Source organism: Ruminococcus sp. Marseille-P328, assembly GCF_964249465.1.
GTDB lineage: Bacteria > Bacillota > Clostridia > Lachnospirales > Lachnospiraceae > Blautia_A > Blautia_A faecis.
The window spans coordinates 35,526-62,181 of sequence record NZ_CAXUBQ010000021.1 but is presented as its reverse complement, the minus strand read 5'-3'; the positions used below and the strand labels follow the sequence as shown (position 1 = coordinate 62,181).

The window sequence follows — 26,656 nt, the reverse complement described above, 5'->3', positions numbered from 1 at the left end:
ACTACTACTCCAGAGCATATTCGCTCTGGAATTTTTCTGTCATATGCCAAAGCGGTTCGAATCCTTCTCCATCCACTACTACTCCAGAGCATATTCGCTCTGGAGTTTTTCTGTCATATGCCAAAGCGGTTCGAATCCTTCTCCATCCACTATATTCTAAACTCCCAGGTATTTTTGTCTGGGAGTTTTTTATCCCTCTTCTCTGTATCAGCAGCGCAGCGCCCTGATACCAAACGTTCTTTTTTCGCCTTGAATACTCAGCCGCGAGGAGGGGCCTATGGACTGGCGGCCATTGCGAGGATTCCAGGGATTTTCCATATACGCGCAGGAGGTGGAGCACTGTCTGAGGCCACCATGTGGCCGAGTTTGCTCCACCTCCTGCAAATAAGCGTATATGGAAAATCCCGGAACCGCAGCTCTGGCCGTCAGCCCATAGGTCCCTCCTCGCGGCGTCCCTTAATCTTCCACAAATATAGTCGGATTCTCACACTTATGATACAACACCATCGCCCCAAACGCTGGCATCGGCACCCTGATCACACCTGCCTTGGCTGTATATTCATATTCCTCCGTAGTATATCCATCACGGTAAGACAGCATGATCCGCTTCAACACAGAATCCTTCAGTCTGCTGATTCCCGTCTTCCAGACCTCAATCTCAACCTCCCGATCCTCATTCCGGTTATTCAGAATCACGATCATTCTTTCATCATGGGAAAATCTTCCGAAGCAAAGTCCCTGATAATCATTCCAGAGGAACACAAGGGAACCATTACTTAAGAAATCATATTCCTTATGGATCTTAATCATATCTCTGTGGAACGCAATCATCATCTGATCCTCATGTCCCCATGGATAAGTTCTTCTGTTATCCGGATCTGTAAAGCCACAGACACCTGCCTCATCACCATAATAAACAGTTGGTGCTCCCGGCCAGGTCATCTGCACCACAACACCTTCACGCATCACTGCAGGATTGATGTTCTGGGAAGCAGCTTCCGCACCGGCATAGGAAATCCTTCCCACACGGCGGTTTGTTCTGGTGAGAAATCTGGAATGATCATGATTGGACAGCTCATTCATGGACGTATAAAGTGCAGACATATGAAGTGCCCTCATATGAGTCTTCATAGCCCCAATAAAGGCATCACTGTTTCCATAAAGGTCATCCCTGCACTCATCACTGTGCTTCTCCATGCCCGTCAGGAACCAGGTCAGAGGTTCCATAAAGGCATCGTAGTTCATAACCGTATCCCACTCATCCCCTTGCAGCCAGCTCTCCGGATTTCCGTAATGCTCTGCCAGAATGATCGCATTGGGATTTGCCTCCTTTACAGCTTTCCGGAAATCCTTCCAGAACTGATGGTTAAATTCGTTGCTGTGCCCAAGATCTGCCGCCACATCCAATCTCCATCCATCTACATTATAAGGCGCAGAAACCCACTTCTTACCAATCTCCAGAATCTTATCATACAGATCCCTGGAGGCTTCATAATTCAGCTTCGGCAAAGTATCATGAGTCCACCATCCATCATAGGTAGGATTGTACGGCCAGCGGTTCTCGTCATAGAAATTAAAGTAATACCTATATGGACTGTCTGCAGAAATATACGCTCCCTTTGGATATCCCTCCTGGTTCTCATAGATCCGCTCTCTGTCCATCCATTTGTTAAAAGATCCACAATGGTTAAACACACCATCCAGGATTACTTTCATGCCTCTCTTATGGATTTCCTCCACAAGCTTTGCAAACAGTTCATTACTTGCCTCCAGATTCCGCTTATCGGTCACACGCTTAATAAATTTCCGGGCATGGGCATTCTCGCGGTCCCCCTCATTCAGAAGGCCATCATCCATATCCTCCACGATCTTGCCGTAATGGGGATCCACATACTCATAATCCTGAATATCGTACTTGTGATTACTTGGAGAAACAAAAATCGGGTTCAGATAAATAACATCCACTCCCAGATCCTGCAGATAATCCAGTTTATCCATAATTCCCTGCAGGTCACCGCCATAAAACTCCCGCACCCCCATTACTGCCGGAACTTTTCCCCAGTCTCTTACCCTGGAAGTCATATCGCCAATATAAAAATATTCACGATCCTCCACATCATTCGTCGGATCCCCATTGCAGAAGCGATCCACAAAAATCTGGTACATAACAGCACCCTTCGCCCACTGGGGTGTATCATAATCCGGATAAATCTCAAACTCCAGACGCTCCTCCGGGTTCATGGAAACACCCTGATAATTATAATAACAGGTCACCCATCCGTATGTGATCTCAAAATGGTAACGGACAATCTTCTCTCCCATAATAATAGAAGTCTCATAATAATCAAATCCATTGGATTTGGCCACACGCTCCATCTGTTGACGCTTGCCATCGTATACTAAATAAACCATATCTACGTTGTTCCGCTTGGTGCGGAAGCGGATACGGACCTTGTCTCCTGCTTTGGGATTTGACGGACAACGGTAATAATCAGAACCATCGCTGAACAATGCCTCTGTATTCAAAACCGGTCTCATATTCAATATATATTGCATTTTTTTCATTAAATCTGCATTATTACGATCCATAACATCCCTCTTTCAAAAAAATTACACCCTATATTTTAACTGAAAACATTTCTTCCCACAACTGTTAAAATTCGGCTTATTCTCCAAATTTCCGCCCAGCTTACCGACGTTTTCACCAAAGAACTCCCACCACATTTCAAACACACTCTAAAATACCTTATTCATTTAACGTAAAAAAGACAGCCGGTAAAAGCTGTCTTTTTTGGAGAAGGTATTTCTTCTTATGGGGTGTAGCAAAAACTATATAATGTATTGGGGGGTTTTTACGATGTATATAGTACCATGTGTCCACCAAAAAGTGTGCACAAACTTCACAAAAATCACTATTATTTTTTGTGCATGTTATATACTTTCATTTGATTCACCCGATTTTTCCATTGTAAAAAGTGCTTCAAATTCATCCCGATGAACTTTTTCCTTCTCGAGAAGGAGCTTGGCACAGCCATGAAGAACCTCCATATGCTCAGAAATAATCTTCTTCGCATTGTCATGACACTCCTCAATGATACTGTGAATCTCACTATCAATTGCCTTGGCAACATCCTCGCTGTAACCGCGGGTGTGCGCCAGATCCCGTCCAATAAATACCTCATCGTCATCATCTCCATAGGAGATCAGTCCGATCTTATCGGACATACCATACTTGGTCACCATAGCTCTTGCTTCGCTGGTAGCCCGCTTGATATCGTTGGATGCACCAGTTGTAATATCGCCGAAAATCAGTTCCTCTGCCACACGTCCTCCAAGAAGTGTGGTAATATCCTGAAGCATTTTACCCTTAGTATTAAATATTTCGTCATTCTCTGGAAGAGGCATGGTATAGCCGGCTGCTCCCATTCCGGTAGGGATAATGGAAATGGTGTAAACAGGCTCCATATCCGGCAGCACATGGAACAAGATTGCATGGCCTGCCTCATGATAAGCGGTGATCCTTTTCTCCTTCTCGGAGATCACCTTGCTCTTTTTCTCTGCACCGATGCCAACCTTGATAAAGGCATTCTTAATATCTTTCTGGCGAATAAATACATGACCTTTTCTGGCTGCAGCAATAGCCGCCTCATTCATCAGGTTCTCAAGATCTGCACCTGTAAATCCAGCTGTAGTCTGAGCGATCTGTTTCAAGTCTACATCCTCGCCAAGAGGTTTATCCTTGGCATGAACATGGAGGATTTCTTCTCTTCCTTTAATATCCGGACGACCTACGCCAACCTTGCGGTCAAAACGTCCCGGACGAAGAATTGCAGGATCCAGAATATCCACACGGTTGGTAGCGGCCATTACGATAATGCCTTCATTTACCCCGAATCCATCCATCTCTACAAGAAGCTGGTTCAGAGTCTGTTCCCTTTCATCATGACCGCCTCCCATGCCGGTTCCACGCTGTCTTGCAACAGCATCGATCTCATCAATAAAGATGATACAAGGTGCGTGACGCTTGCCCTCTTCGAAAAGATCTCTTACACGGGAAGCACCTACACCAACAAACATTTCCACAAAATCAGAACCGGAAATGGAGAAAAACGGAACGCCCGCTTCCCCGGCAACAGCCTTGGCCAGAAGCGTCTTACCAGTTCCTGGAGGTCCTACAAGGATAACTCCTTTCGGGATTCTGGCCCCCACCTTGGTATACTTCTGGGGATCCTTCAGGAAATCTACAACCTCCTTCAGTTCTTCTTTCTCTTCCTCCAGGCCCGCTACGTTCTGGAAAGTCACTTTCTTATCATCCGGCATGGACATTCTCGCCCTGCTTTTGCCGAAATTCATCATCTTGGCATTGGTGCCACCACCCCCACCTGACATCTGACGGTTCATCATCAGCATGAGGAAGATGATAAGACCACAGGTAAGAAGTACCGGGAAAACAGAGTTCATAAATACACTCTGCTTCGGCACATCCTCAACAGCAGGATCAAGCCCGCTCTCTCGAAGAAGCTGCTCTGCCTCATTTACATCTGCCACATAAATACGCTTCTGTCCCTCGCCGCTTATATTCACGATCACAGAACCTGTTGGAACCTCACTGTTCTGATGGATCGTGGCACTGGTCACCTTTCCGTCTGTCACTGCCTGCTCCAGCTGTCCATAAGTATAATCACTCTGGACAGCTACCTGATTGTTCAGATACAGGTAACCTGCGATCAAAGCTACGATCAGGACAAGATACAAGCCAATTCTGCCTGACTGCTTATTCACTTGTATAATTCTCCTTTCATTCGAACTCTACCACTCCGATGTATGGCAGATTTCTGTATTTCTGGGCATAGTCAAGACCATAGCCCACAACAAACTCATCTGGAATATTGAAGCAGCAATAATCCACATCAACCCCTTTTACCACTCTGCGGTCCGGTTTGTCCAACAAGGTGCAAAGTCTCACGCTGTTTGGATTACGTCTCTTCAGAACATCCAGCAGATAGCTTAAGGTTCTTCCGGAATCAATAATATCCTCCACAACAAGAACTTCTTTATCTTCAAGAGGCTGATCCAGATCCTTGACGATCTTTACAACTCCGCTTGATTTGGTGTCATCTCCATAACTGGAAACAGACATGAAATCAAGAGTTACCGGCACTGTGATTCTCTTGGCAAGCTCACACATGAAAAATACTCCGCCCTTAAGAACGCAGATCATGTGGATTTCTTTTCCCTTGTACTCTTCGCTGATCTGGGCTGCTACTTCGCAGATACGCTTCTCCACAGTCTCCTCATCCAGTAAAACTCTGATTTTTTCACTCATGATTATCTTTTCCTCCTTGGTATTGTATTTCCAATATTCTCCTGGTTCTGGGAGCTATTTTATAATTCTCATTTATTCTGCCTCCCACCACCCACAAAACCTCAGAGCCGGTACATAGAAGCAAGATGCTGTCTCTTTCCTCTGATGGGATCTTCTCATCTATAAAATAACGGTTCAGCTTCTTGCTGCTCCCTTTGTCATCTACAATGAGAAAATCTCCCGGCTGTCTGGTCCGGATGGACAGTTCCTGTTTTATTTTATCATAATCCAGCCATTTCGTATACTTTTTTTCTTCAATCTTCTGGCCTTCATTAGAAAATATTTTCAGATAAAAAACATTATCTGTAAAAAGTACCTGTTCACAAGCAGTTTCCAGCTCCTTTTTACTCAACTGGACACTTTTTTGCAGTGCATTCCTCTCCTGATTTTTTTCAGCTTTCACTGGATCGTACTCTTTTGGACTCAGATTTCTATCTGACATTCCCAGTAATTGTCTTTCTCCCAGTAAAATTCCTCCATAAGTTCGAAGCGCCGCCAGATCATAAGGCAGATTGATCCGTCGTCCTACCTGAAGCTTCAGAAGGCTCTCCACACTTTTTACATGAGCAGCTGTAAAATCCTTACGTTTCCCAGCCAGCTCTTCAAAAACCTGAAGCACTCCGTAAGAAGCTATGGCAGGCTCATCCCGCCAGAATGCTTCTGACAGGAAAATTCCCCGCTCCCTGTTTTCCCCATACTTTTTCACAAGGCGTTCTCCCTGACGGGACAAATACTCCTCTGCCTGACTAACAAGACTGGCCGTCTCCGCCATATGGCGGACAGCAGAAGCATTCACCTGTTCTTCCAGAATAGGCAATATCTGATGTCTGATCTTATTTCTTGTATAATCATCTGTAAGATTGGTACTGTCTGTTACATAGGGAATCTGTTCTTTTATTAAATAATTGACAATTTCCTGTTTATTTAAACACAAAATGGGCCGAATAATTTCATCCCGCACCGGCAAAATAGAAGCCAGACCTTTCAGCCCCGTTCCTCTGCAAAGATTGTGGAGCAAAGTTTCCGCCACATCATTTTCATTGTGGGCCAGAGCAATACGGATCCGTAATTTTCCTTCTCTGGCGGCAGAGACTCTTCCCCCACCCTGGAGGTCAGCCGTTTCTGATTTTCCAAAATAATCAGCTTCTGCCCTGGAAAACGCATCCTGTCTGACTTTTCTTCCTGTCTCTTCCAGTCCCATTTTCCATTTCTTTGCAAGCTCCGGTACCGGGTAATGATAGGATAAAAAAGGAATCGTCCATTTTTCGCAGGTCTCTCTTACTACTCTTTCATCCCGGTCAGCTTCCTCGCCGCGGATTCCATGATGCACATGTACCGCACACAGCGAAAAAGTTGCTTCAGCCTGATATCTTTTTAACATTTCCAGCATAGCCATGGAGTCTCCTCCTCCGGAAACTCCGGCAAGGACCACATCCCCATCCACTACCATGCCATGTTCTTTCATATATGCTTTCACTTTCTGATACATACTAGCTCTGCCTCTGATACGTTACTGATTCTTTCGTGAACCGTAACAATATTACTTCTTTCAAACATATTCATATGCTCATATGATTCCATATCTGTTTTTTACTCAAAAATAATCATTCTATTTCTTCCACATTCCAGCTACAAGAACCGTCATATCATCCCTGGCGCAGTAATCGCTGTATCCCAGCACCCGCTCCAGAATCCCCCGGCTCATCTCCTTGGGAGTCTCTTCATGGATATCCATAATGATTTCTTTCATGGTCTCCTCCTCCCGCATGGCAGGCAGCGCATCCAAGACGCCATCTGTCATCATGATCAGATAATCCCCGTGATACAGCTTCCTTGAAGATGTTTCAAAATCCACCTGCTGTATCAGCCCTGCCGCCAGACTCTCTGAAGAAATGGCCTCCACCCAGTGATCCCTTTTGATAAAAGTGGCGGAAGCCCCCGCTTTCAGGAAGTTACAGATTCCCGTATATAAATCCACTGCGCAGATGTCCACTGTTGAAAAAATCCCTTCCTGTCCCTTCATCACAAGAGCAGAGTTCACCATTTTCGCCGCCGTCTCCTGGGTAAAACCGGATTCCAGAAATTGTTCCAGAAGTTCTACCACTTCCTCGCTTTCCCGGCATGCCTCCACCCCGGAGCCCATTCCATCGGAAAGACACATTACAAAACGGCCTGCCTCTTCCTGTCTGCAAATATAATTGTCTCCGGAAACCTTCTCCATTTCCTTGGTCAGCTTTGCCACTCCGTAAAGTACCTGATAACTTACATCCTCCACAAAATGAACCGTATGGTATTCTCCATTTACAATTCTTCTTCCTCCTGCTGCCGCCATGGGAGTTCCGAATTCCTGAGACAAAAGCTGTGCCACCTCATTAACAGAAATGCACTGCCCGCTTCTGGCACGCATGGTAAGAAAAATCTCACGTCTTCCTTCCACCTTATCCATCACCCAGACCTGCTTCACCACAATATGACGCTTCCTGAGAATCTTCTGCAATTCCGTCATAAGCTGAGGATCCGCAATGGAAATGTCGTACAGGTCTTCTGCCACCATATCCATGATTCTGGACATCTCCTGGAGTTGCTGTGCCACGGCAAGGCGGCTTTCGATCATCCGGTTGTCCCATATCAGCTTCTGCCGCTCCCTCATATAAGAGTTACCAAGTGTCTCATAATACTGGGAAAAACGACTGCATACACTCATCCAGTCGCTTTTTGTCTCCTGTATTTTCTCCTGATTTCCCTCCTCCATGGAACGAATCATCCGCTCGCTTCCTCTGTACATTTCCTGCGACTGGGTGCCCCAGCAGATTTCCCGCTGATAACAGTGGCTGCATATCTCATCACAGGTCTCCCTTATGATTCCATCCACCTGGCCGTTGCTTAAATAGTCTTTTCGGTAGGGTAATCCATAAAAGCTGTCTGCAAGCTTCCGAAAAGAAGCCGCATACCGCTCCACCTTCTCCTTCTGGGGATTTTTCTCTTCGGCCGGCTGCTCTGCCTTAAGGAAACTTCTTCCCCTGAAAAAAACTTTTGCCATGTCCCGCAGCACCAGCAGCACACTGATCACGAGCATGGCAATTATCCATTCCTGCATATTCTCCCCTCCCCTTTACAGCCTTACAGTGCCAGAGCCTGTTTGAAAAAGCATTCCCGCAAGCTGCACGCCCCACTGTTCATGTAGTCTTTAACTGCTGCCCTTGTTTTTGCAAAGGAATGCTGCATTCACATCATCTTCGGCAGCACCTTATGCCTATTATAGGGGACAGGTATGAAAATATATGTCAAACAAAGACGACCATATTGAAAAATATATCGTCAGAAACTTCCAAACTTCGTTTTTCCCAGAACCTTACTTCTCCTCCTGAAAAATAATCTCATTCTCCTTCACAAGACCCAGCTTCTCTCTGGCGGCCTGCTCTGCGTACTCATCCGTGAGCATATACTGCTTCAGATCTTCAATCTCCTGAGTGCGCGCCTGCTCTTCCTCAATCTGCTGGCTTAATGCCTCTGCCCTGGTCTCATAGCCGGCAAGAGATTCCTTAAGGTCCCGGCTCTGTGCCATAAGCGTCAGAATCAGAATCAGAACGATCAGAGAAATACCGAACATCCCGAGATGATTATACCCTATTGTCTTTTTTCTTCGTTTTTTCCCTGATTTTCCCAAACTTCCTGCCTCTTCTCATCTGCAAACGATTTCTGGTACTATTTTTGTACTGATTTGCAGATTGCTTAACTAAAATTTTACAACGTTTACAAAAAAATAGCAACCAATTTATATATTTTTTTGAAGTTTTTTTTACGAATCTGACAGGAACCTCCAGGATTATATAACAAATTTTTTCAAATAAAGGTTTTATTGTCAGATATGTAAGAAATGCCCCTGATATAATTCCCAAAAACAGAAAACTACGCAGGATTCCCTGGTTGATCCGGTAAATTCCTGCAAATACCAGAAGTCCTGCGCACACCCAATAAAGAAGGTCCAAAATCCCTCCTGCTGCCGGACTGCAGAAAATGAGTCTTCTTATTTCCTGAAGCAGGCTGTAGCAAAGGATCAGCACCGCACCCCCTGCAAAAGCCCGGACGAAAAGCCAGATCTCATTGTAGATATATATGCTCATAGCTTAACGGAACAGCCTTGTAAATAATGGTTCTTCTTTTCGTGGGGAATCTTTAGACAAATAGACAAGAGAATCCACATGTCCGGCAAGAGCAGCTTCTCCTTTTTCCAGGTTTAGTCCTTTTACATGAAGCCCGCTGCCGCGAATCTGCAGCTTCCCGTCAGCAGTCTGAAGAAGGATTTCCTTTTCATCAAAAGAAATCACATCCTTCACACCTGTGACAGATGCTTCTTTCCTGTTATCCAGTATCAGCTTATGGGAAATGTTCACAACCTTTTCTTCCAAATCCCTCTCTCCCAAATATGTGGGTTCACAGATAATCTATGAAATTTTCTTTAAAATTAGAACCTGCTTAAGTAATACTGTTTCCTTCGTTCACAAAACTCTTAAACATACCTGTACAGATTCTCAACTTCTTCCTTCTTCACAGTCTCTTTCACATCCAGCACTTCCACCTTCACATTGCGGCTTCCAAACTGAATCTCAATAGTATCTCCTGTCTTCACCTGGACAGAAGCCTTGGCCGGCTTATCATTTACAAGCACTCTTCCTGCATCACATGCCTCATTTGCCACAGTTCTTCTCTTAATAAGGCGGGATACTTTCAAAAATTTATCTAATCTCATAATACTCTCCTATATCAGAGCGTGTTTAAAAAAGGAGGAACTATAAAGTTCCTCCTGTAAAAGCTTACGCGATTATGCGTTTACCATATCTTTTAAAGCTTTACCAGCTTTAAATTTCGGAGCCTTGGAAGCTTCGATCTTCATGGTCTCACCAGTCTGAGGATTTCTTCCCTCTCTGGCAGCTCTCTCGCTGACTTCAAATGTACCAAAGCCAACTAACTGAACTTTCTCACCTTTTTTCAGTTCTTCTGATACAACGTCGATGAATGATTTTAAAACAGCTTCAACGTCCTTCTTGGACAGATTGGTTTCTTTCGCCATAGCTGCTACTAATTCAGTCTTATTCATGGTGTTTCCTCCTCTAAAGATTCTTCTATCTATATATATACCTTTTGCCCTGTATTGTCAAGGTTTTTGCGCTAGAAAGGGGATTTTCTGCGCTAGAAAGGGGATTTTCCAAAGCAATTTTCAGGGAAATCCCCCCATATTTTCTTCTGGGCAATTACCTTTTCCAGCTTTTCTGTATTCTTACCGGAAATCCATGCTTTGTTATGAGAAAAGTAGTAATTTGCCAGTTTCCAGTATTTTTCCGGATATGTGAAACGGATTTGCAGGTTTTCCCATTCTTCCGAAGAAATAGGACGTATTTTGTCATATTGCTCCAGCATCCGTCTGGCCAGAAATACATCCCAGTTATATTTTTCCAGGATTTTTCGCATAAAACAATACAAGTCGCTGATCTGCACATCAAAGCTGAAGTGACCAAAATTTGTCACAGCAGCCTGATTTTTACAAAGAAGAACATTGTGCTGGTTATATTCGCCATGACATAGAAGCCCCTCTTCGCCCGCCTTGTCCCTTAGTTTTTCATAGTCCGACTTTACAAGCATTTCCAGTGCTTTTTCCCCTTTTTCCAGAAACCACTGTACACTGCCCAGAAATTCCTTTTCAAATCTGGCACTGGCACCTTTCTGGCGGATAAATTTACGGATCTTGCGGATTTCCTGATTATGCCTTGCATACTCATCTGCAAGGGAACGCGCCATGTAGGCTTTTTCCACAGGCATATTCATAAATTTATGTACCCTTGCCAGAATCTGCACACTTCTTATAATATCTTCCCTGGACTTGGTGTCACACTCTCTGCCTTCATACCAGTTCTGAAGGGTATAGGGAATATTATCCTTATCTCTGGTAACCAAAGAGCCTTCCTGATTTTCAATAAAAGTATCAACCAGACAGCCTTCCTGGGAAAGTTTTTTTAACACTTCCTGCTGAAAAAGCAGTTTTTTTTCGGAGCCGTGAAACTCTCTGAGGAGCAGAATTCCCTGTTCTGTACGACATACCAATGCTCCCCGGGTCCTGGACGAAGATTTCACTTCAATTCCATACTGGGTCAGGGTGCTAAGACCATAATCATACAATAAAAATCCCCCCGTCACTCACATATGCCAAATGTCTTCAGATACCTTCTATCTTATGAGTGGGAGGGATATGTTATTCTAAAGAAGTTTTTTATCGGCTGCAAAAGCAAGGGAAAGAAGTGCTTCTTTCTTGTTCAGTTCCGGATTCTCCAGAACAGCATCCAAAAGCTCATGGAGCACACTTCCCATTTCTTTTCCAGGCTTCATTCCGGCTGCGATCAGGTCACTGCCAGTAATTGCAAGACCTTTCATGGAAACACATTCGCCTTTTTCCATAATTTCTTCCCAGGTCATTCGAACTCCGGCCTGACGGGCAGCTTTTTCTTCCCCACGGTAATCACTTTTCGCTTTGTTATCCGCATACTGGACTTCCATCCACATGGGAAAAAGGTCTTCCCCAACTACATTGATGGCTTTCCGCACCTCAGCCGGTGCCGGAGTCGGGCGCAGATCATGCCAGCGGATCAGACGGCTCACTCTGGAAATGGTGTCATTGTCAAACTTCAGACGGCGCAAAATTTCCTTGGACATTTTTTCTCCCACAGAAGCATGTGTTTTGAAATGATCCCTGCCATTTTCGTCTGTTTTTCGTACAACAGGTTTGGCAATGTCGTGAAGGAGCATGGTCAGCCTTAGCACCTTATCCTCCCTCACATACAAAAGGCTGTGGAGAATGTGTTCTCCCACATTATAGCAGTGGTGTGGAGTGTTCTGAGGTGTCTCCATACAGCGGTCAAATTCCGGCAGAAATTCACTGGTAACTCCTGCTTCATAGGCAATCCGCAGATAATCCGGATGAGGGGACACCAGAAGTTTTACAAGTTCCACCTGGATCCGCTCTGCGCTTACATGTTTTAAATTTGGTGCAAGCACAGAAAGAACTTTTCTGGTCTCTTCTTCCAGGGAAAAGCCAAGCTGCGCAGAAAAACGTACAGCACGCATAATGCGAAGAGCGTCTTCTGTAAAACGCTCCAGAGGATCACCAACACAGCGGATCACCTTGTTTTCCAGGTCTTTCTGCCCTTCAAAAAGGTCCACCAGCCCTTTCCTGGGATTGTAGGCCATGGCGTTGATGGTAAAATCCCGACGCTTCAAATCTTCTTCCAAGCAGGCCGTAAAGGTTACTTCTTTCGGGTGACGGCCATCTTCATACTCGCCATCCACCCGGTAGGTGGTAACCTCGAATCCCTCTTTTTCAAGCAGCACTGTTACGGTTCCGTGAGCGATTCCTGTATCTACGGTTCTGTGAAACAGGGCTTTGACCTGCTCTGGCTTGGCTGAGGTTGTGATGTCCCAGTCATTTGGAGTTCTTCCAAGAAGGGCATCGCGGACACAGCCACCTACTGCATAGGCCTCATAACCAGCTTTTTCCAGAATATTTATAATTATTTCAACTTTTTGTGGAATTTCAAATACCATCTTTATCACCTGCCTCTAATTTAAAACAAAATTTCTCCTCATACACTTCTCTGCCCTGAAAAACAAAGCGGGGCAAAATAATTTTGCCCCTTTTTGACTACTGATTGCAAAATAAACAGCAATCCCTTTTGTTATTAATAAGCACGTCCCCAGTATACCATTTTCTTGGCAGGTTTTCCACAGCATACACAGACATCGCTTAAATGTTCCTGCTCAAACGGCATACATCTGGATGTTGCCTGAACGTCTTCTTTGATCTTATCTTCGCACTCACGGTTGCCGCACCACATAGCTTTTACAAAACCAGGTTTTGTGTTGATGGTCTCCTTGAATTCTTCGTAGTTTGTTGCTACATAGGTGTGAGCATCTCTGTGAGCTCTTGCACGCTCCAGCATTTCCTTCTGCATTGTGTCCAGAACTTCCTGAACCTTAGCAGCAAGTTCTTCGAACTTCACAATATATTTCTCTCTGGTATCTCTTCGGCAGATAACAGCCTGTCCGCTCTCGATGTCCTTCGGACCGCACTCGATTCTTACCGGAATACCACGCATTTCCTGCTCTGCGAATTTGAATCCCGGGCTCTTGTCTGTAACGTCTGCTTTTACACGGATTCCAGCTGCTTTCAAAATCTGTGTCAGCTCCTCTGTTTTCTCCAGAACGCCCTCTTTTCTCTGCTGGATCGGGATTACAACAGCCTGGACCGGAGCAATTCTTGGTGGAAGAACAAGTCCGCTGTTGTCTCCATGAACCATGATCAGCGCGCCGATCATACGTGTTGTCATTCCCCAGGATGTCTGGTGTACATACTGAAGCTGGTTGTTTTTATCTGTGTACTGGATGCCGAATGCTCTTGCAAATCCATCGCCAAAGTTATGGCTGGTTCCAGACTGAAGTGCTTTTCCATCATGCATCAGAGACTCGATTGTGTAAGTAGCCTCTGCACCCGCAAATTTCTCTTTCTCTGTCTTCTGACCTTTAATAACCGGGATTGCAAGTACTTCCTCGCAGAAGTCTGCATACAGGTTCAGCATCTGGATGGTACGTTCTTTTGCTTCCTCAGCTGTAGCGTGGGCAGTATGTCCTTCCTGCCATAAAAACTCACGGGAACGAAGGAACGGACGGGTTGTTTTCTCCCAGCGAACTACTGAGCACCACTGATTATATACTTTCGGAAGATCTCTGTGGGACTGGATCTCTTTCTGATAAAAATCACAGAACAGAGTCTCGGATGTAGGACGTACGCAAAGGCGCTCCTGAAGAGGATCAAGTCCGCCGTGTGTTACCCATGCAACTTCCGGTGCAAATCCCTCTACGTGATCCTTCTCTTTGTCCAGAAGGGATTCCGGAATGAACATTGGCATGTATACATTCTCTACGCCTGTCTCTTTGAATCTGCGGTCAAGCTCTTTCTGGATATTCTCCCAGATTGCATATCCTGCTGGTTTGATTGCCATACATCCCTTTACACTTGTATAGCCGCAAAGTTCCGCTTTTTTTACAACATCGGTATACCACTGTGCAAAATCCACATCCATGGATGTGATAGCTTCTACCATTTTCTTTTCTTTTGCCATGATTTTTCTCCTTTTTGATTTTCTAATATTTAAACGCCAGGGAAATCTGGTAAATTCCATGTATTATTTGAAAAACACATAAAAAAAGACCTTCCATCCCTGCAAAAGGGACCGAAAGGCTTCGGCGGTACCACCCTGATTAACACTGGAAATGACTGCTCCACTGCTCACTCAATTATCCTGATAACGTAGGACAGACGCCGCACTTCAATTGTGCGGAGCTCTGAGGCCGGTTCCATGACTTGCGCACAAAATCCTCACACCATTGCCTGTCGGCCTGGATTTCTCTCTGAGATTGCTCCTCATGTACTATTCTCTTCATTGCCACTTCATTTATTTAATTTGCTCGTTAAGTCTTGTTTATTTTATGCGAAATTTTCCCATATGTCAAGTGGCGAAACAGAAAATACCCAGACAAAAAACAGCCAGAGGTTACTGTTCACTCCGTTCACAGTAACAGCCAGAGTTACCATCCACCGCATCTGTTTTGTCCGGGTACTTTTTTATTACTTCAATGTAAACAAGCTCTCTATTACATCTTTTTTCTCAAACTGGTTGTTATATTCCAGGATATTGTAATCCGTCATCAGTTTTTTGTAATCATCCGGAAGCGCATCATTTGCATACCAGTTTCCATCTTTGTCGCAAACAGCACCAACTCCGATGATTGGAAGCTGCTCTTTCAGATTCATAAGGAACTGGTTGTAGCCTGGCATTTCAAGACCAGCCAGCTGAAGCATATAGCTTCCCAGATAATTAGCACTGAAATCTTCCTCTACTGTCTCAGATGGATAATTTGTCCAGATTACATAGGGAGTTGTATAGGACTGCTGGCTTTCAACAAGTCCCAGGCTCTGCCTGTTGCCGCCTAAAAGTTTCGCCATAAATTCTTCTTCAATCTTAGGCCAGTGATCCCCAAACATAACAATCATGGTAGGCTCATCTACTTTTTCAAAGTACTCCAGCAATTCCTTAAATGCTGAATCAGATTCTCTTGCCAACGATAAATACGTTTCAGCCAGAGGATACTCTGTATCATATCCAAGCTTTACAGTAGGTTCAAATCCAGCTCTGTCTTCTACTGTATAACCGCCATGATTCTGCATGGTTACACAGAATGTAAATAATTTTTCATCCGCATCCTTCTCTTCATAAAGGCTGATGATCTTTTCAAATGTTGCTTTGTCACTTACATAATTTCGAAGAAGCTCTCTGTGTTCATCTCCCCAGTTCTCCAGGCTGATAAATTCATCAAATCCCATGCATGGATAAACAGAGGCCCGGTTCCAGTTATGAGCCTTGTTGGGATGCATGGCAATTGTGTAATATCCCTGGGATTTCAGGATATCTGCCAGACCATACTCCGGATCCCGCACATAAAGCTGATAAGGAACACTTCCGGATGGCAAAAAGCTCATACTGTTTCCTGTAAGAGCCTCGTATTCAGAACGGGCAGTTCCGGCTCCGAATGTAGGTACATGAAGCTGTCCATGTTTTACATTTTTGTTAAGGCTTCTTATGTATGGCAAAATTTCTACATTTGACTTTATTTTCCCTACACTTTCAAAATCTGTAAGACTTTCATTCATAATCAGGATAATATTTTTCGGTGTTACTGTTTCAGAAGTATCTGCAGCTGTATTATCAACACTTTCTTCAGACTCACCCTTGTCTGTCTCTGAAACAATATTTTCCCCATCTTCAATTTCCTGTGCCAGTTCTACGGTTTTTCCAACAGAATAGCCTTCTGGCTGCTCGATATAAAAATACTTGATTTCCTTAACAAGAGAGGAAATGTAGCCCTGTTCTTTATAAATACGGTTAATCTGCCATAAAGTAACAGCGTCAAGCTTCTGGAGGATAGGTCTTATAGTAAAACATAATGTAATCACGATCACAGCCAGTACACTAAACCGGGCAGCTGTATTCTTTCTGCTCTTTTTTCCAAGCTCCAGTTTCTGGAATTTCAGTACAAACTCACCAAATACCAGGGCATAGATCAGTGGAATTCCAAGCATCAGTTTGATTTTGAAGCTATATTCTCCAACAACTTCTGCTGCCGTTCCCATTCCTACAATGTCAAGAAGCTGGAATGGTTCTCCACGGAATTCCATTACATAATAGTTTACCATTGCAAGGATTATAAAAAGGTAACACAACGTAGAAGAAGCAATATTGATTTTCCTGAATAAAATAATAAGTATTATAAAAAATATTGCATAAATAATAAGATTCAGTGTCAAATAAGGCTGCTCCATCAGTAATGACATCTTAACCAGGCCTTTAAATGTTGACACTGCCTTATTCTTATATCCCGACACCCAGGTGACCATCTGGACAAGCATAAATACAATTCCAGGAGTTACCAGCAGCAATATGACATCTGCTATTCTCAAAAAAGTGGTATTTTTTATTGCACTGCAGATTTTCTCTCCCCAGAACAGAAGAACAAGAAACAAAATATTTCCTGTAACAATTAGTAATATTTTAATGATTGTTCCTTTATATATACGATTTTCTTCGTTAATAAAAGTATATACCAACAATCCATCTATAAGCAGAAGCAAAGCAATGTTCAGAATGATTCCCAGTATCTTTTTCCATCTGTCATTCTTCGCTCTGCCCATATTCAAATCTGTATTTTCTTTCGTATTTTTCACAACAAACCTCTTTAACTTACACCGTCAGCGAAATCTCGCGTCCGGTTCTCTTGTATTGATAATAGCGTACACCGGCGGAGTCCAGCATTCTCTTGGAAGCAAGGACTGACGGAGTGCTTGCATATTTGTCACAATCATAGACCAGAGTCTTGATTCCTGCCTGGATGATTGCCTTGGCACACTCATTGCATGGAAAAAGGGTCACATACATTTTCGCTCCCTCAAGGCTCCCTCCACGGTAGTTTAAAATTGCATTGAGCTCGCTATGGGTCACATACAGATATTTGGTATCCAGAGGCTCCCCCTCTCTTGCCCAGGGAAATTCATCATCGGAACAGCCTTTTGGGAAACCATTATATCCCATGGAAAGAATTTTATTATCGTCGCTGACAATACACGCTCCTACCTGTGAATTGGGATCCTTGGAGCGCATACCGGAAAGCATGGCAACTCCCATGAAATATTCGTCCCAGGTAAGGTAACCTTCTCTTTTGTGGTTCAGATCTGATGCAGCACTTACAGGCGCGATCTGTATATTCCCGGTGTTTTTCTGATTTGTGTTCTCCATAGAAGAGCTCTCCTTCCTATTCCGTCTCGATCTGAGCAATTCGGCGAATATGTCTCTCATCTCCTGAAAATGGTGTATTCAGGAAAGTATCCACAATCTTAACTGCAAGTCCAGGTCCAACTACACGTCCTCCAAGCGCAAGGATGTTTGCGTCATTGTGAAGTCTGGTTGCTTCAGCAGTAAAGCAGTCTGTACATACTGCTGCACGAATTCCCTTAATTTTGTTTGCAGTGATAGAAATACCAATACCTGTTCCGCATACAAGGATTCCAAGCTCACACTCTCCGTCCAGAATCCCATGTGCAACTTTCTTTGCATAGATCGGATAGTCTGTGGACTCTGTGCTGTAGCAGCCGTAATCCTTATACTCAATATTCTTTTCTTCCAGATATTTGATAATCTCCTGTTTCAGTTCAAATCCGCCATGATCACTACCTAATGCTACTCTCATTGTTCTTCTCTCCTTATATTGATTATTTTGTGACCGGCTGCTTTTAGAAGCCGGTTCATAATTGCCTGTCCCATTTTGGGGGTATAAAAAGCTTCGGAATAAATTTTGCTTACCTGGCACTGATCGAATTCACGCAACACCTCATAAAGGTTATGAGCAATGGTTTCCTCTGCCTCTCTGCTTCCAATACACTTCACAGTTCCACAGGGATATCTGGAAATAGTCTCTTCTGTGGCAATAATCCCCGCCTGAAGTCCATTTGCCTGATCTTCCTTTACAAACTGATTAATGGCATTTATTACTTCTTCTGTGGGGCCCTCCACAATTGCAAGATCTGCTTTCGGTGCATAATGCCGATATTTCATTCCCGGCGCCTTGGGATGAACTTTACTATCAGGCTTTATAAGACCTTTGTCCATTCTCACATCACCAAGAACCTCCTGGAGCATTTCCAGTGAAATATAACCGGGTCTTAAAACCACCGGCACGTCCTCGGTAAAATCTACAATCGTTGATTCCAGGCCAATTCCCACAGGACCTCCATCAATGATCATCTCAATGGCATCCCCTAAGTCCTCCTCAACATGCTGTGCTGTAGTCGGGCTTGGCCGTCCGGAAGTATTTGCACTTGGCGCTGCCACGTATCCCCCTGCCTGCAAAATAAGCTCCGCTGCAATGGGATCACTTGGAAAACGCACAGCTACACTGTTGAGACCACCAGTTGTCTCCAATGGAACCAGGTCTGATTTCTCAAAAATCATAGTCAGGGGACCAGGCCAGAATTTCTCTGCCAGTATCTTCGCCTTCTCCGGTACTTCCTTTACAATTGGAACCAGCGCATTTAAATCTGCAATATGAACGATCAACGGGTTATCCGAAGGACGTCCCTTGGCTGCATATATCTTCTTCGAAGCCATAGGATCCAGTGCATTTCCTCCAAGACCGTAAACAGTTTCTGTAGGGAATGCCACCAGTCCTCCCTGTTTCAATATCTCTCCGCCTCTGGCAAGTGCCGCATGGTCGATAGCATCTGCCGTCATAGCTACAATTTCTGCTTTCATTTTAGTCCAGCTTTCTATTAATTTTTCAGTATTCTTTAATATAACACCTGTTTAAAAACCTTGTCAATCCACCTTAACAATATAAGTGCCGGAATCTTCATCCATAAATACAATTTCTCCAAGTGACTGAAGAAGTGCATTATTCAGGCTGTCCTCATATTTTTCTCTTTCTTTAGAGCCCACAAAGATATAGGAAACACCATATTCCGTAAGAAGAGCTCTTACCTGGGTCTCATCCTGTGAAGTATAAATACTCATAATATCTGCCTGTTTCCGGTTCAGATCATCTGTATCATTCCTCCAGAGCCATTCGTGTACATACCAGCCAAGAATTGTTGGAAGACCTGTAGCTGCAGAAACACGCTCATAACCGCTGTAGCTGTCACCGTTTGCCTCCAGCACTACCGGAGCCCCTTTAATATTCTCCTTTAGCCATTGGATTGCAGACACATCCTCTGAAAAATCCGTATCCAGATAGCCCAGAGCATAAAGCCCCTGATAGCCTGACGGATTCAAAACCTTTCCAAACCAGGAATCCACACTTTTTCCAAAATATCCTACCGTCCAGATCAGGAAAAACAGACAGATTCCGGAAATGATCTTAAATACTTTCTGTCTGCTAACAGCCAGAAGTCTGTAAATTCCATATCCCATAGTCAGTGCAAACATAATATATGCCTGATAAGTAAGCTTGAACATAGTGTTTGCCCTGGCATTTCCATTTTCATAAATATCACGCACGTAAACAAATTCCGGGATTACCACCAGACCAATAGCGCAAAGTCCCATAATAATGGCAAAAAGATCTGCCGTGCGGATAGCTTTCATAAGACGGTACAGGCTCTTGTGCTCCATCCCCCGCAGCTTTTCCCAGAGAATAGAAATTACAAATGTAATGGTAAGAACTGCCGGAAGTCCCCAGAGAACCAGCAGCTGGTAGAAATAGGAATGGTACTTGGCAATTCCTATTCCATCCACCATAGTGTCAAACTGTAAGGTAAATGGCAGGATCACAAGATAGGCAATCAGATAGATTTCTGCCATTTGTGCAAAAGTTACAACAATGATTTTCTTTATTTTTCCCTGGAAACGGATAATATTGGCAAAAAGCACCGTTCCAAGAGTTACTACATAATAAATTACAAAATCCCAGAAATTTGTCCACTGAAACATTCCGAGAAGCACACTGATTACCAGAAGATGAGGCATAAGAAGCTGCTCTTTCCAGAATTTTCCATCTTTCATGGAAGTCTCAACCGGTACTGTTTTCTTGCGCACACCCCTTAGCCATACATAAAGAAGTGCTATTACAAGAAGTACAAACATAATATTTACCACATGAGCATGAAGATCTCCCAGTACAAAAGAATAGCAGGGAAATTCATGTATCGTCCGGTCTTCCTCACGATATGGATTATATCCTATATAGCGGGTAGCATCCGGAAACCAGTAGCTGCTCACTTCCTTACCTGTCAGCTTCTCAATCAGGGGAATGATCTGCGCATAAATTACGTAATGCATATTTCCTGCAATGGAAACAGCTGTACCAGCTGTAAATCCAGCTGCAAAAGGAAGTCCTTTTATTACTTTTTCGCTTTTTTGCAGTCCCTTCATACGGTCTGACATCATCTGGTAAACAAGGGAAAATGGCATTGCAAAAGCCAGTCCGGCTACAAAGGTACGCATAAGATTGTAAGTCAGTTCCACCTTTGTATGGGAAAGCTTGGTAAGAAAAACAGCAAAATACTGACCGCCATAATAATAATTAATATGTCCTTCTGAATACCACAGATCTCTTGCCGGAAGTGTGGTGCTTCTCATCATAGCTTCCATAAAACCATAATCCATGAACTTCTCGGTTCCATATGCAGCAGGGCGGAATCCTGCCAGATATGTCCACATAAGAAATGCAAGGAAAAACAATAATTCTTCCCAGTAAATCAGAGAAATCCTGTCAACTGGAAAACATTCTGTCTTTTCTTTTGATTCCTTTCGAAGAAGGAAAAAACAGATAACTGCGCATAGGATTGTTACAGCAGCACAAGTCAGGGCATTAAAAGGGATTAGTCTGATAGCTGTCAGAAACCAGGTAAGAAAACCTGTTGCAGCAATCGCCAGTACCTTAGAAAAAATCCATCCTTTGTCCTCAAAACGCCAGAACAGTCTTCCTGTAACAGGCATTGCAGCAAATCCCATCACTCCCGCCAGAAGCCACCAAGTCCAGAAAGTCCACACATCACCTTTCAGTAAAAATGCAGATAGGCCAAGCAGCACCACCGCCAGCAGAAGTTTAATTATTGTTTGTGTACTGATTTTTTTCTTATTCTTTTGTTCCATAAATTCTTATTCTCCCGTCATCTGACTGATACACCAGAGGATATGTATCCGCAATCACATCTTCGCGGCATTCCTTCTCCTCAAATTTCATACCTTCCTCAAAAAGGATATATGTAATTTGTTCTTCCTCAACTGTTTCCTTTAGTACCTGTGCGCTGGCTGTTGTATAGATCTCTACCGCCCTGGCAGCCCTGTAATAAGTATCATAGCCTGCGGACCATGCATAATAAGGCCATCCCAGATACATCATAACCCCTGACATAGTGACTTCATTTATACTGTATTCCGGTGTCAAAATCAGATCGTCTTTTTTCAGATTTTCTGCAAGCCAGCTGGTCAGTCCACTGTTCAGGTTCACAGAAACCCGATGTCCTGAATCATTATCTTTTAGGATTACTGCAAAATCATAAATTCCTGTTATGGTCAGACTAAGTGCCAGAATCAAACTCAAAATTTTCCCAACAGCACCTTTCCAATGGAACAATCTGCTTACAGCTCCACCCCAGAAAACAGCAAGGAATGCATAAGATATTATAATATATTTATGATTCACGTTTATATCTGGTGTAAGAGACGCCACAAATGCAAAGATTGTTGGGAAAAGTATACTCACTGCAACTGCTCTTTCCATTTTTTTCAGAAAAAACAGCAGTACTAAAACGCCAAGGAAAACAATGCCGCTTATTTCAAATAAATATACAGCTATGCCTGGAAGTGATTTCTTTTCTGCCAGAAATCCAAAATATACAGAAGGTGATACAACACTTCCCCATACAAACATTTTAGATTGAATTTCCGAGAACACAACTGTCACGATTGCCAGAATCAGATAGTCAAGTTTTCCATCAGAAAAAAAGGCAAATCCCATAAGAATCAGAAGACATGCAATTACAGCAGCTCCATTCCAAAATGAACACAGACCCAATAGCATTCCGGCAAAAAGAGCTGTATCAGGTTTCTTAAACATCCATGCTTTTTTTGTAAGAAATCTGTTCTTCAGCCACAATATTCCCTTATCTTTCTCTGCACAGCTTTCTTCCACCCAGTCCAGGAAAATCCATAATACCAGCGCAGCCATCAAAAGACCAAATCCCAAGTGCCGCTGATTCAAATATACATTAAAATTCCAAAGTCCCCAGTTCTCATTGGGGGTATATCCAATAAAAGCAGTATTCCCGGCCAGAGTCTCCCACAAATCACCAGCCTGTAAATGTTCATATGCAAATCTGAAAAAAGCAGTTCCACTTCGAAATACAACAAACAAAACAGAAAGCACTCCGGCACTCATACTGCCAAAGAACCTTTTCGCCATAGAATACAGCATGATAAAGAAGCACCAGAGTGACAGACTGCTTACGGCATTGTACGCTATATCAATTCTCATTCCAAGATATTCCAGGTTTCCTGTCAGAAACTGAAACATAAAATGGTATTTTACATCTTCACCACCAAAATGAGGATACTGCGTGGGGAAATTATTTCCCAGCGAAAATGATCTCATCATCGCTGTATGAGGGGCATAATCTCCAAATACAGTAAATCCGGAATACAAATATCCGTCACTAACATGAAATACAAATACCATGATCCAGGTAATTCCCGCCAGTAAAATCAATAAGAACACGATTTCTTTCGCTGGAGGAACCTCGCCGGAAAGTCTTTTAATAAATTTCCCAAAAGAACCTTTTCTTCTATAACAGCACAAGAGCAAAAATATCCCCACAGCTGCCATCACCATCAGATTTGCTCCAAAGAGGGGGTTCTCCGCTTCAGAGTACACGCTTAGCAGCCATGCTGCTATATAGACAGCCCAGGTCATAAGCAGCACACCACTTCCAAATGACGCTGCAAAAGTCACCCACAAGGGCGTGATTCCTTTTTCTCTCATTCTTTGTTCCGGCAAAAAATTATGGGTAATTTCCCTACCCAATAATGCTGCCAGAATCAGATAAACACATCCTAACATGGTATTTTCCCTCGCTTATTTTTTCCAGTCCAGTATAGCAGAATCCACAGCTTCTGAAAAGTGTATAGTTTTTGATAAACTGAAATGTTTTTTCATTAACAGAGGATTCTCATTGTTCATTATTTTTTATGTATTCTTCCACACCGTCAGCCACTGCTGCCGCTACTTTTTCCTGATAATCATCCTGTAACAGTTTTCCGGCTTCTTCCGGGTTCGTAAGGAATCCACACTCCACAATATTCAATATCCCCGGGCTTCGTTTCAAAAGATAATAAGTAGTATTTCCTTTCGCCTGCCTTGGCCGCTCCACCTCAAGATAATCATTCAGTTTCTCCTGAATTATTTCCGCCAGTTCTTCTCCCTTAACAGAGTCCCGATAATAAAAAACCTGAGGACCCTTCACCCCAGAATCTTCGTAACTGTTCTGATGGATACTTACTGCAAGTACAGGCTTTACTTCCTGAATAAGAAAAATCCTTTTTTGCATATCCTGTACTTTCTTATTATTAGAGTCTTCATCGTATAATCCCACGTCTGTTTCCCTGGTCATAACCACCTGAAAATCTTTCTTTTCCAATGCACTTTTCACTTTCAGGCCAATGGCAAGATTTACATCCTTCTCCTTCAGACCGTCTATCCCGATCATACCTGGATCCATTCCTCCATGACCACAATCCACCACAATTACCTGCTTCTGATTCATCTCTACCGATACTGCTGCCGCCTCGCGGGAAAGATAATAAAAGCATATCAGCAAAAGACATCCCATAATCAGCTCCACTATATGCTTTTTCAATATAAAACACCCCCTGGCATATAATATATAATGTTATCGTTAAACTTTCGTCTTTTGTCGCTGTTCACGACCTTCACATTATTTATATGTCTCAGAGAGTGTTTTTATCATTCGTGTATTAGAGCATGTTTGAAAAAGGCGTAACTGTTCAGTACCCTCACAGCAATATGCTTCGTAAAATAGTACCTGTTTTAATTAGACGCAGACAGATTATCTGTGATCACCTGCCAGATACTGCTATTCTCAAATCCCAATTTCCATGCTGCCACACCGGCAAGATTATATTTCTGTATCAGCTGTACCTTCGCTGCAATAGACTGAGAATCCTCAATCCAGATCTGGTAAGTGCATCCATCCTTCTCAAAGCTTCCATAATTCTGACTTACATCGCTGTCCCAGTATACCTGGGCATTATTTGTATTTACTACTTCCTGGGCAGTATCCATGCCAATTGCCTCACTAGATAAGCTGCCAGCTTCTGTTTTCCATAATCTTGTGTAAAATGGAACTGCATTAATCACACGCTGCGCCGGAACTTCAGCGATAGTATCCTGAATTCCCTTCTCCACCCATGGAAGAGACGCTACTGAGCCCGCTTCCTCGGATCCAACGTAGTGCTCGTCATATCCCATAATAATGACATAATCTACTACCTTGCCCTGTTCAGCCCTGTCATAATGACTGGTGAAATCCTCTGGAACCGGATTGTCTACGGAAAGAACAAGATTGTTCTTATGACATTCTATAGAAAGCTCCCGGAGGAACTCCAGGAAATGAACGCCCACGTCCTCACTAAGCTGCTCGAAATCCACATTAATTCCATCAATTCCAGCTCCAACAGCTGCATTCACTAGCTGTGAAATCAGATTCTGTCTGGAACTTGTTCTGGACAATACCTCATAAGTACTGATGTCCTGCGTAAAATTGTCCACAAGTCCCCATACCTTCAGCCCTTTTTCATGGGCAAGAGATACATAATCAGCTGTAGCATTGTTGATAATATTACCATTGTTGTCAGTTACATAGAACCAGGTTGGTGAAATTACATTCACTCCGGTCATATTCTGAATAGCCTCCGAAAGTCCTGCATTGGCATCTGTGGACATTACCTGATGCCATACCAGATTCACTGGCTGGTCCATGGTAAGATAAGTATAAGATTCCCCAACTGCTTTTCTGTCCATATTCAGATTCTGAACATCACTTACACTGCTCTTCTCTATATATCCGATATAACCGTCCCATGTGGCTACCTGATCCCAGTTCTCCAGTTCTTCCATAAGGATCAGATTATCTCCTTTGTTTACCTTGGATAGTACTTCTGATTTGATTCCTCCACGGTAGCGCACATATGTATCCTTAGTTGCTGTGACAACTGATACGCCTGAAAAATCCTTCTGAATCGCTATACGGTTTGGCTGCTGGTACACATAAGTATCCAGATCTGTATATCTCTTTATAAAATCAAGGCTCAGATAAGCGGTTCCGTCCTTCAGCCATACATCACCGCCCGCCTCAGTGGAAGCAGGTGTATAAATCAGCTCCGACGGAGTAGCGTACAGAATCTGCTGACCTTCTTCATCCCAGTAATATCTCTGGTTCAGATAACTATCCACCACATCTACAGGAAGATATGGCTGTTCGCCAGACATAACTGCCTTCTGCTCCAGAATCTGGGTACCTACTATAATTACGGCTTCTGAATCGTCTGTCTGTCCATAATATTCAGTCAAATCCATCTGTTTCCTGGTAGGAATGCGGCGCATGATCAGGGTTGTAACAATTCCGATCAGGGTAACTGCTGCGATCAGCATGCACACCACTACTACAGGATTAATTCTTCTCTTCATAAAATATTTATCCTCTCAGTGAACGTCTAATTGATATCTGCTGCGGACTTTTCCACAGTCGATTATCATTATAACATATTTTTTTTCAGGATTGTATTACATAATTCGACTTTTTACAATTTGTTTACATTATTGAATGTTGGTATCTAGTACATCGAAAATTAAGTATCTGCTATATTGACGTAGGATGATTTTCTCATATACAAGGCGGAGGAAGGAGGCGTAGCGGTAGCTACTGCGACTGACGACAACGCAGCAGATGAAAAATCAGACAAGTCAATATGGCAGTTACTTAATATTCGATGTACTAGAATCATTCCTGCAATCAGCAGCACCGGAAATTTCTTCCTGCCAAAGCATGAGTAGGGGGAAACTGCTGGTCTTGAAGAAATTCCGGTATGTACTGAATATTCATGGCTTACAACTGCTGATCAT

The 26,656-nt window shown here is 43.4% G+C and carries 21 protein-coding genes and 1 pseudogene; all 22 read right to left on the bottom strand.

The window, feature by feature from the left end:
• Positions 1-456: 456 nt before the first annotated feature.
• The 22 genes and pseudogenes from ACESTK_RS14795 to ACESTK_RS14690 all read right to left on the bottom strand — a co-directional run bounded on the left by ACESTK_RS14795 (position 457) and on the right by ACESTK_RS14690 (position 26,221).
• Positions 457-2,589, bottom strand: coding sequence for a glycoside hydrolase family 13 protein (locus ACESTK_RS14795; protein WP_118581576.1), 2,133 nt, complete (start codon positions 2,587-2,589; stop codon positions 457-459).
• A gap of 342 nt (positions 2,590-2,931) precedes the next feature.
• A complete protein-coding gene (ftsH, locus tag ACESTK_RS14790) occupies positions 2,932-4,782 on the bottom strand; it encodes an ATP-dependent zinc metalloprotease FtsH (RefSeq protein WP_118581573.1) in 1,851 nt (616 codons plus the stop codon).
• 16 nt (positions 4,783-4,798) lie between these two features.
• Complete coding sequence (gene hpt, locus ACESTK_RS14785) at positions 4,799-5,326, bottom strand: hypoxanthine phosphoribosyltransferase (protein WP_118581570.1); 528 nt, start codon at positions 5,324-5,326, stop codon at positions 4,799-4,801.
• The gene (gene tilS / locus ACESTK_RS14780; protein ID WP_173715658.1) at positions 5,319-6,854 is read right to left on the bottom strand and encodes a tRNA lysidine(34) synthetase TilS; all 1,536 of its coding nucleotides are present in this window, start codon (positions 6,852-6,854) and stop codon (positions 5,319-5,321) included. Before tilS ends, hpt begins: the two co-directional genes overlap by 8 nt.
• A 120-nt stretch (positions 6,855-6,974) precedes the next feature.
• A complete protein-coding gene (locus ACESTK_RS14775) occupies positions 6,975-8,462 on the bottom strand; it encodes a SpoIIE family protein phosphatase (protein WP_118581564.1) in 1,488 nt (495 codons plus the stop codon).
• A 15-nt stretch (positions 8,463-8,477) separates the two neighbouring features.
• Positions 8,478-8,540: pseudogene (locus ACESTK_RS14770) on the bottom strand (DUF6783 domain-containing protein); the annotation flags it as partial.
• A 177-nt stretch (positions 8,541-8,717) separates the two neighbouring features.
• Positions 8,718-9,032, bottom strand: coding sequence for a septum formation initiator family protein (locus tag ACESTK_RS14765; protein WP_226815895.1), 315 nt, complete (start codon positions 9,030-9,032; stop codon positions 8,718-8,720).
• The gene (yabQ, locus tag ACESTK_RS14760) at positions 8,986-9,489 is read right to left on the bottom strand and encodes a spore cortex biosynthesis protein YabQ (RefSeq protein ID WP_118581558.1); all 504 of its coding nucleotides are present in this window, start codon (positions 9,487-9,489) and stop codon (positions 8,986-8,988) included. Before yabQ ends, ACESTK_RS14765 begins: the two co-directional genes overlap by 47 nt.
• A gap of 3 nt (positions 9,490-9,492) precedes the next feature.
• Positions 9,493-9,774, bottom strand: a complete 282-nt coding sequence (yabP, locus tag ACESTK_RS14755; protein ID WP_118581555.1) for a sporulation protein YabP — start codon at positions 9,772-9,774, stop codon at positions 9,493-9,495.
• A 101-nt stretch (positions 9,775-9,875) separates the two neighbouring features.
• A complete protein-coding gene (locus ACESTK_RS14750) occupies positions 9,876-10,115 on the bottom strand; it encodes an RNA-binding S4 domain-containing protein (protein ID WP_173773275.1) in 240 nt (79 codons plus the stop codon).
• A 72-nt stretch (positions 10,116-10,187) separates the two neighbouring features.
• Positions 10,188-10,463 (bottom strand): HU family DNA-binding protein, encoded by a 276-nt coding sequence (locus tag ACESTK_RS14745; protein WP_117851504.1) that lies wholly within the window; start codon positions 10,461-10,463, stop codon positions 10,188-10,190.
• Positions 10,464-10,555: 92 nt separating this feature from the next.
• Positions 10,556-11,539: a CotS family spore coat protein gene (locus tag ACESTK_RS14740; protein WP_148463166.1), complete on the bottom strand. Its 984-nt coding sequence runs from the start codon at positions 11,537-11,539 to the stop codon at positions 10,556-10,558.
• A 78-nt stretch (positions 11,540-11,617) separates the two neighbouring features.
• Positions 11,618-12,958 (bottom strand): CCA tRNA nucleotidyltransferase, encoded by a 1,341-nt coding sequence (locus ACESTK_RS14735; protein WP_226854347.1) that lies wholly within the window; start codon positions 12,956-12,958, stop codon positions 11,618-11,620.
• 134 nt (positions 12,959-13,092) lie between these two features.
• The gene (gene proS, locus ACESTK_RS14730; RefSeq protein ID WP_148463164.1) at positions 13,093-14,532 is read right to left on the bottom strand and encodes a proline--tRNA ligase; all 1,440 of its coding nucleotides are present in this window, start codon (positions 14,530-14,532) and stop codon (positions 13,093-13,095) included.
• A 506-nt stretch (positions 14,533-15,038) separates the two neighbouring features.
• A complete protein-coding gene (locus ACESTK_RS14725) occupies positions 15,039-17,192 on the bottom strand; it encodes an LTA synthase family protein (RefSeq protein ID WP_373120096.1) in 2,154 nt (717 codons plus the stop codon).
• Between the two features lie 16 nt (positions 17,193-17,208).
• On the bottom strand, positions 17,209-17,760 hold the full coding sequence (locus ACESTK_RS14720) for a dCMP deaminase family protein (RefSeq protein WP_173715661.1): 552 nt from the start codon (positions 17,758-17,760) through the stop codon (positions 17,209-17,211).
• A 16-nt stretch (positions 17,761-17,776) separates the two neighbouring features.
• On the bottom strand, positions 17,777-18,211 hold the full coding sequence (gene rpiB, locus ACESTK_RS14715) for a ribose 5-phosphate isomerase B (protein WP_118581537.1): 435 nt from the start codon (positions 18,209-18,211) through the stop codon (positions 17,777-17,779).
• Positions 18,208-19,272 (bottom strand): L-threonylcarbamoyladenylate synthase, encoded by a 1,065-nt coding sequence (locus ACESTK_RS14710; RefSeq protein WP_148463160.1) that lies wholly within the window; start codon positions 19,270-19,272, stop codon positions 18,208-18,210. The genes rpiB and ACESTK_RS14710 overlap by 4 nt, the downstream gene beginning before the upstream one ends.
• A 63-nt stretch (positions 19,273-19,335) precedes the next feature.
• On the bottom strand, positions 19,336-21,609 hold the full coding sequence (locus ACESTK_RS14705) for a DUF2298 domain-containing protein (protein ID WP_373120091.1): 2,274 nt from the start codon (positions 21,607-21,609) through the stop codon (positions 19,336-19,338).
• Positions 21,593-23,575 (bottom strand): hypothetical protein, encoded by a 1,983-nt coding sequence (locus ACESTK_RS14700; protein WP_373120089.1) that lies wholly within the window; start codon positions 23,573-23,575, stop codon positions 21,593-21,595. The genes ACESTK_RS14705 and ACESTK_RS14700 overlap by 17 nt, the downstream gene beginning before the upstream one ends.
• Positions 23,576-23,684: 109 nt before the next feature.
• Positions 23,685-24,371, bottom strand: coding sequence for an N-acetylmuramoyl-L-alanine amidase (locus ACESTK_RS14695; RefSeq protein ID WP_226815392.1), 687 nt, complete (start codon positions 24,369-24,371; stop codon positions 23,685-23,687).
• Between the two features lie 191 nt (positions 24,372-24,562).
• The gene (locus ACESTK_RS14690; RefSeq protein WP_187565729.1) at positions 24,563-26,221 is read right to left on the bottom strand and encodes a glycosyl hydrolase family 18 protein; all 1,659 of its coding nucleotides are present in this window, start codon (positions 26,219-26,221) and stop codon (positions 24,563-24,565) included.
• Positions 26,222-26,656 lie beyond the last annotated feature (435 nt).

Coding starts and splice junctions, on each gene's coding strand:
- ACESTK_RS14795 (WP_118581576.1), bottom strand. CDS start 2,589: ATGGATCGTAATAATGCAGATTTAATGAAAAAAATGCAATATATATTG.
- hpt (WP_118581570.1), bottom strand. CDS start 5,326: ATGAGTGAAAAAATCAGAGTTTTACTGGATGAGGAGACTGTGGAGAAG.
- tilS (WP_173715658.1), bottom strand. CDS start 6,854: ATGTATCAGAAAGTGAAAGCATATATGAAAGAACATGGCATGGTAGTG.
- ACESTK_RS14775 (WP_118581564.1), bottom strand. CDS start 8,462: ATGCAGGAATGGATAATTGCCATGCTCGTGATCAGTGTGCTGCTGGTG.
- yabQ (WP_118581558.1), bottom strand. CDS start 9,489: ATGAGCATATATATCTACAATGAGATCTGGCTTTTCGTCCGGGCTTTT.
- ACESTK_RS14750 (WP_173773275.1), bottom strand. CDS start 10,115: ATGAGATTAGATAAATTTTTGAAAGTATCCCGCCTTATTAAGAGAAGA.
- ACESTK_RS14745 (WP_117851504.1), bottom strand. CDS start 10,463: ATGAATAAGACTGAATTAGTAGCAGCTATGGCGAAAGAAACCAATCTG.
- ACESTK_RS14735 (WP_226854347.1), bottom strand. CDS start 12,958: ATGGTATTTGAAATTCCACAAAAAGTTGAAATAATTATAAATATTCTG.
- proS (WP_148463164.1), bottom strand. CDS start 14,532: ATGGCAAAAGAAAAGAAAATGGTAGAAGCTATCACATCCATGGATGTG.
- ACESTK_RS14720 (WP_173715661.1), bottom strand. CDS start 17,760: ATGGAGAACACAAATCAGAAAAACACCGGGAATATACAGATCGCGCCT.
- rpiB (WP_118581537.1), bottom strand. CDS start 18,211: ATGAGAGTAGCATTAGGTAGTGATCATGGCGGATTTGAACTGAAACAG.
- ACESTK_RS14710 (WP_148463160.1), bottom strand. CDS start 19,272: ATGAAAGCAGAAATTGTAGCTATGACGGCAGATGCTATCGACCATGCG.
- ACESTK_RS14705 (WP_373120091.1), bottom strand. CDS start 21,609: ATGGAACAAAAGAATAAGAAAAAAATCAGTACACAAACAATAATTAAA.
- ACESTK_RS14700 (WP_373120089.1), bottom strand. CDS start 23,575: ATGTTAGGATGTGTTTATCTGATTCTGGCAGCATTATTGGGTAGGGAA.
- ACESTK_RS14690 (WP_187565729.1), bottom strand. CDS start 26,221: ATGAAGAGAAGAATTAATCCTGTAGTAGTGGTGTGCATGCTGATCGCA.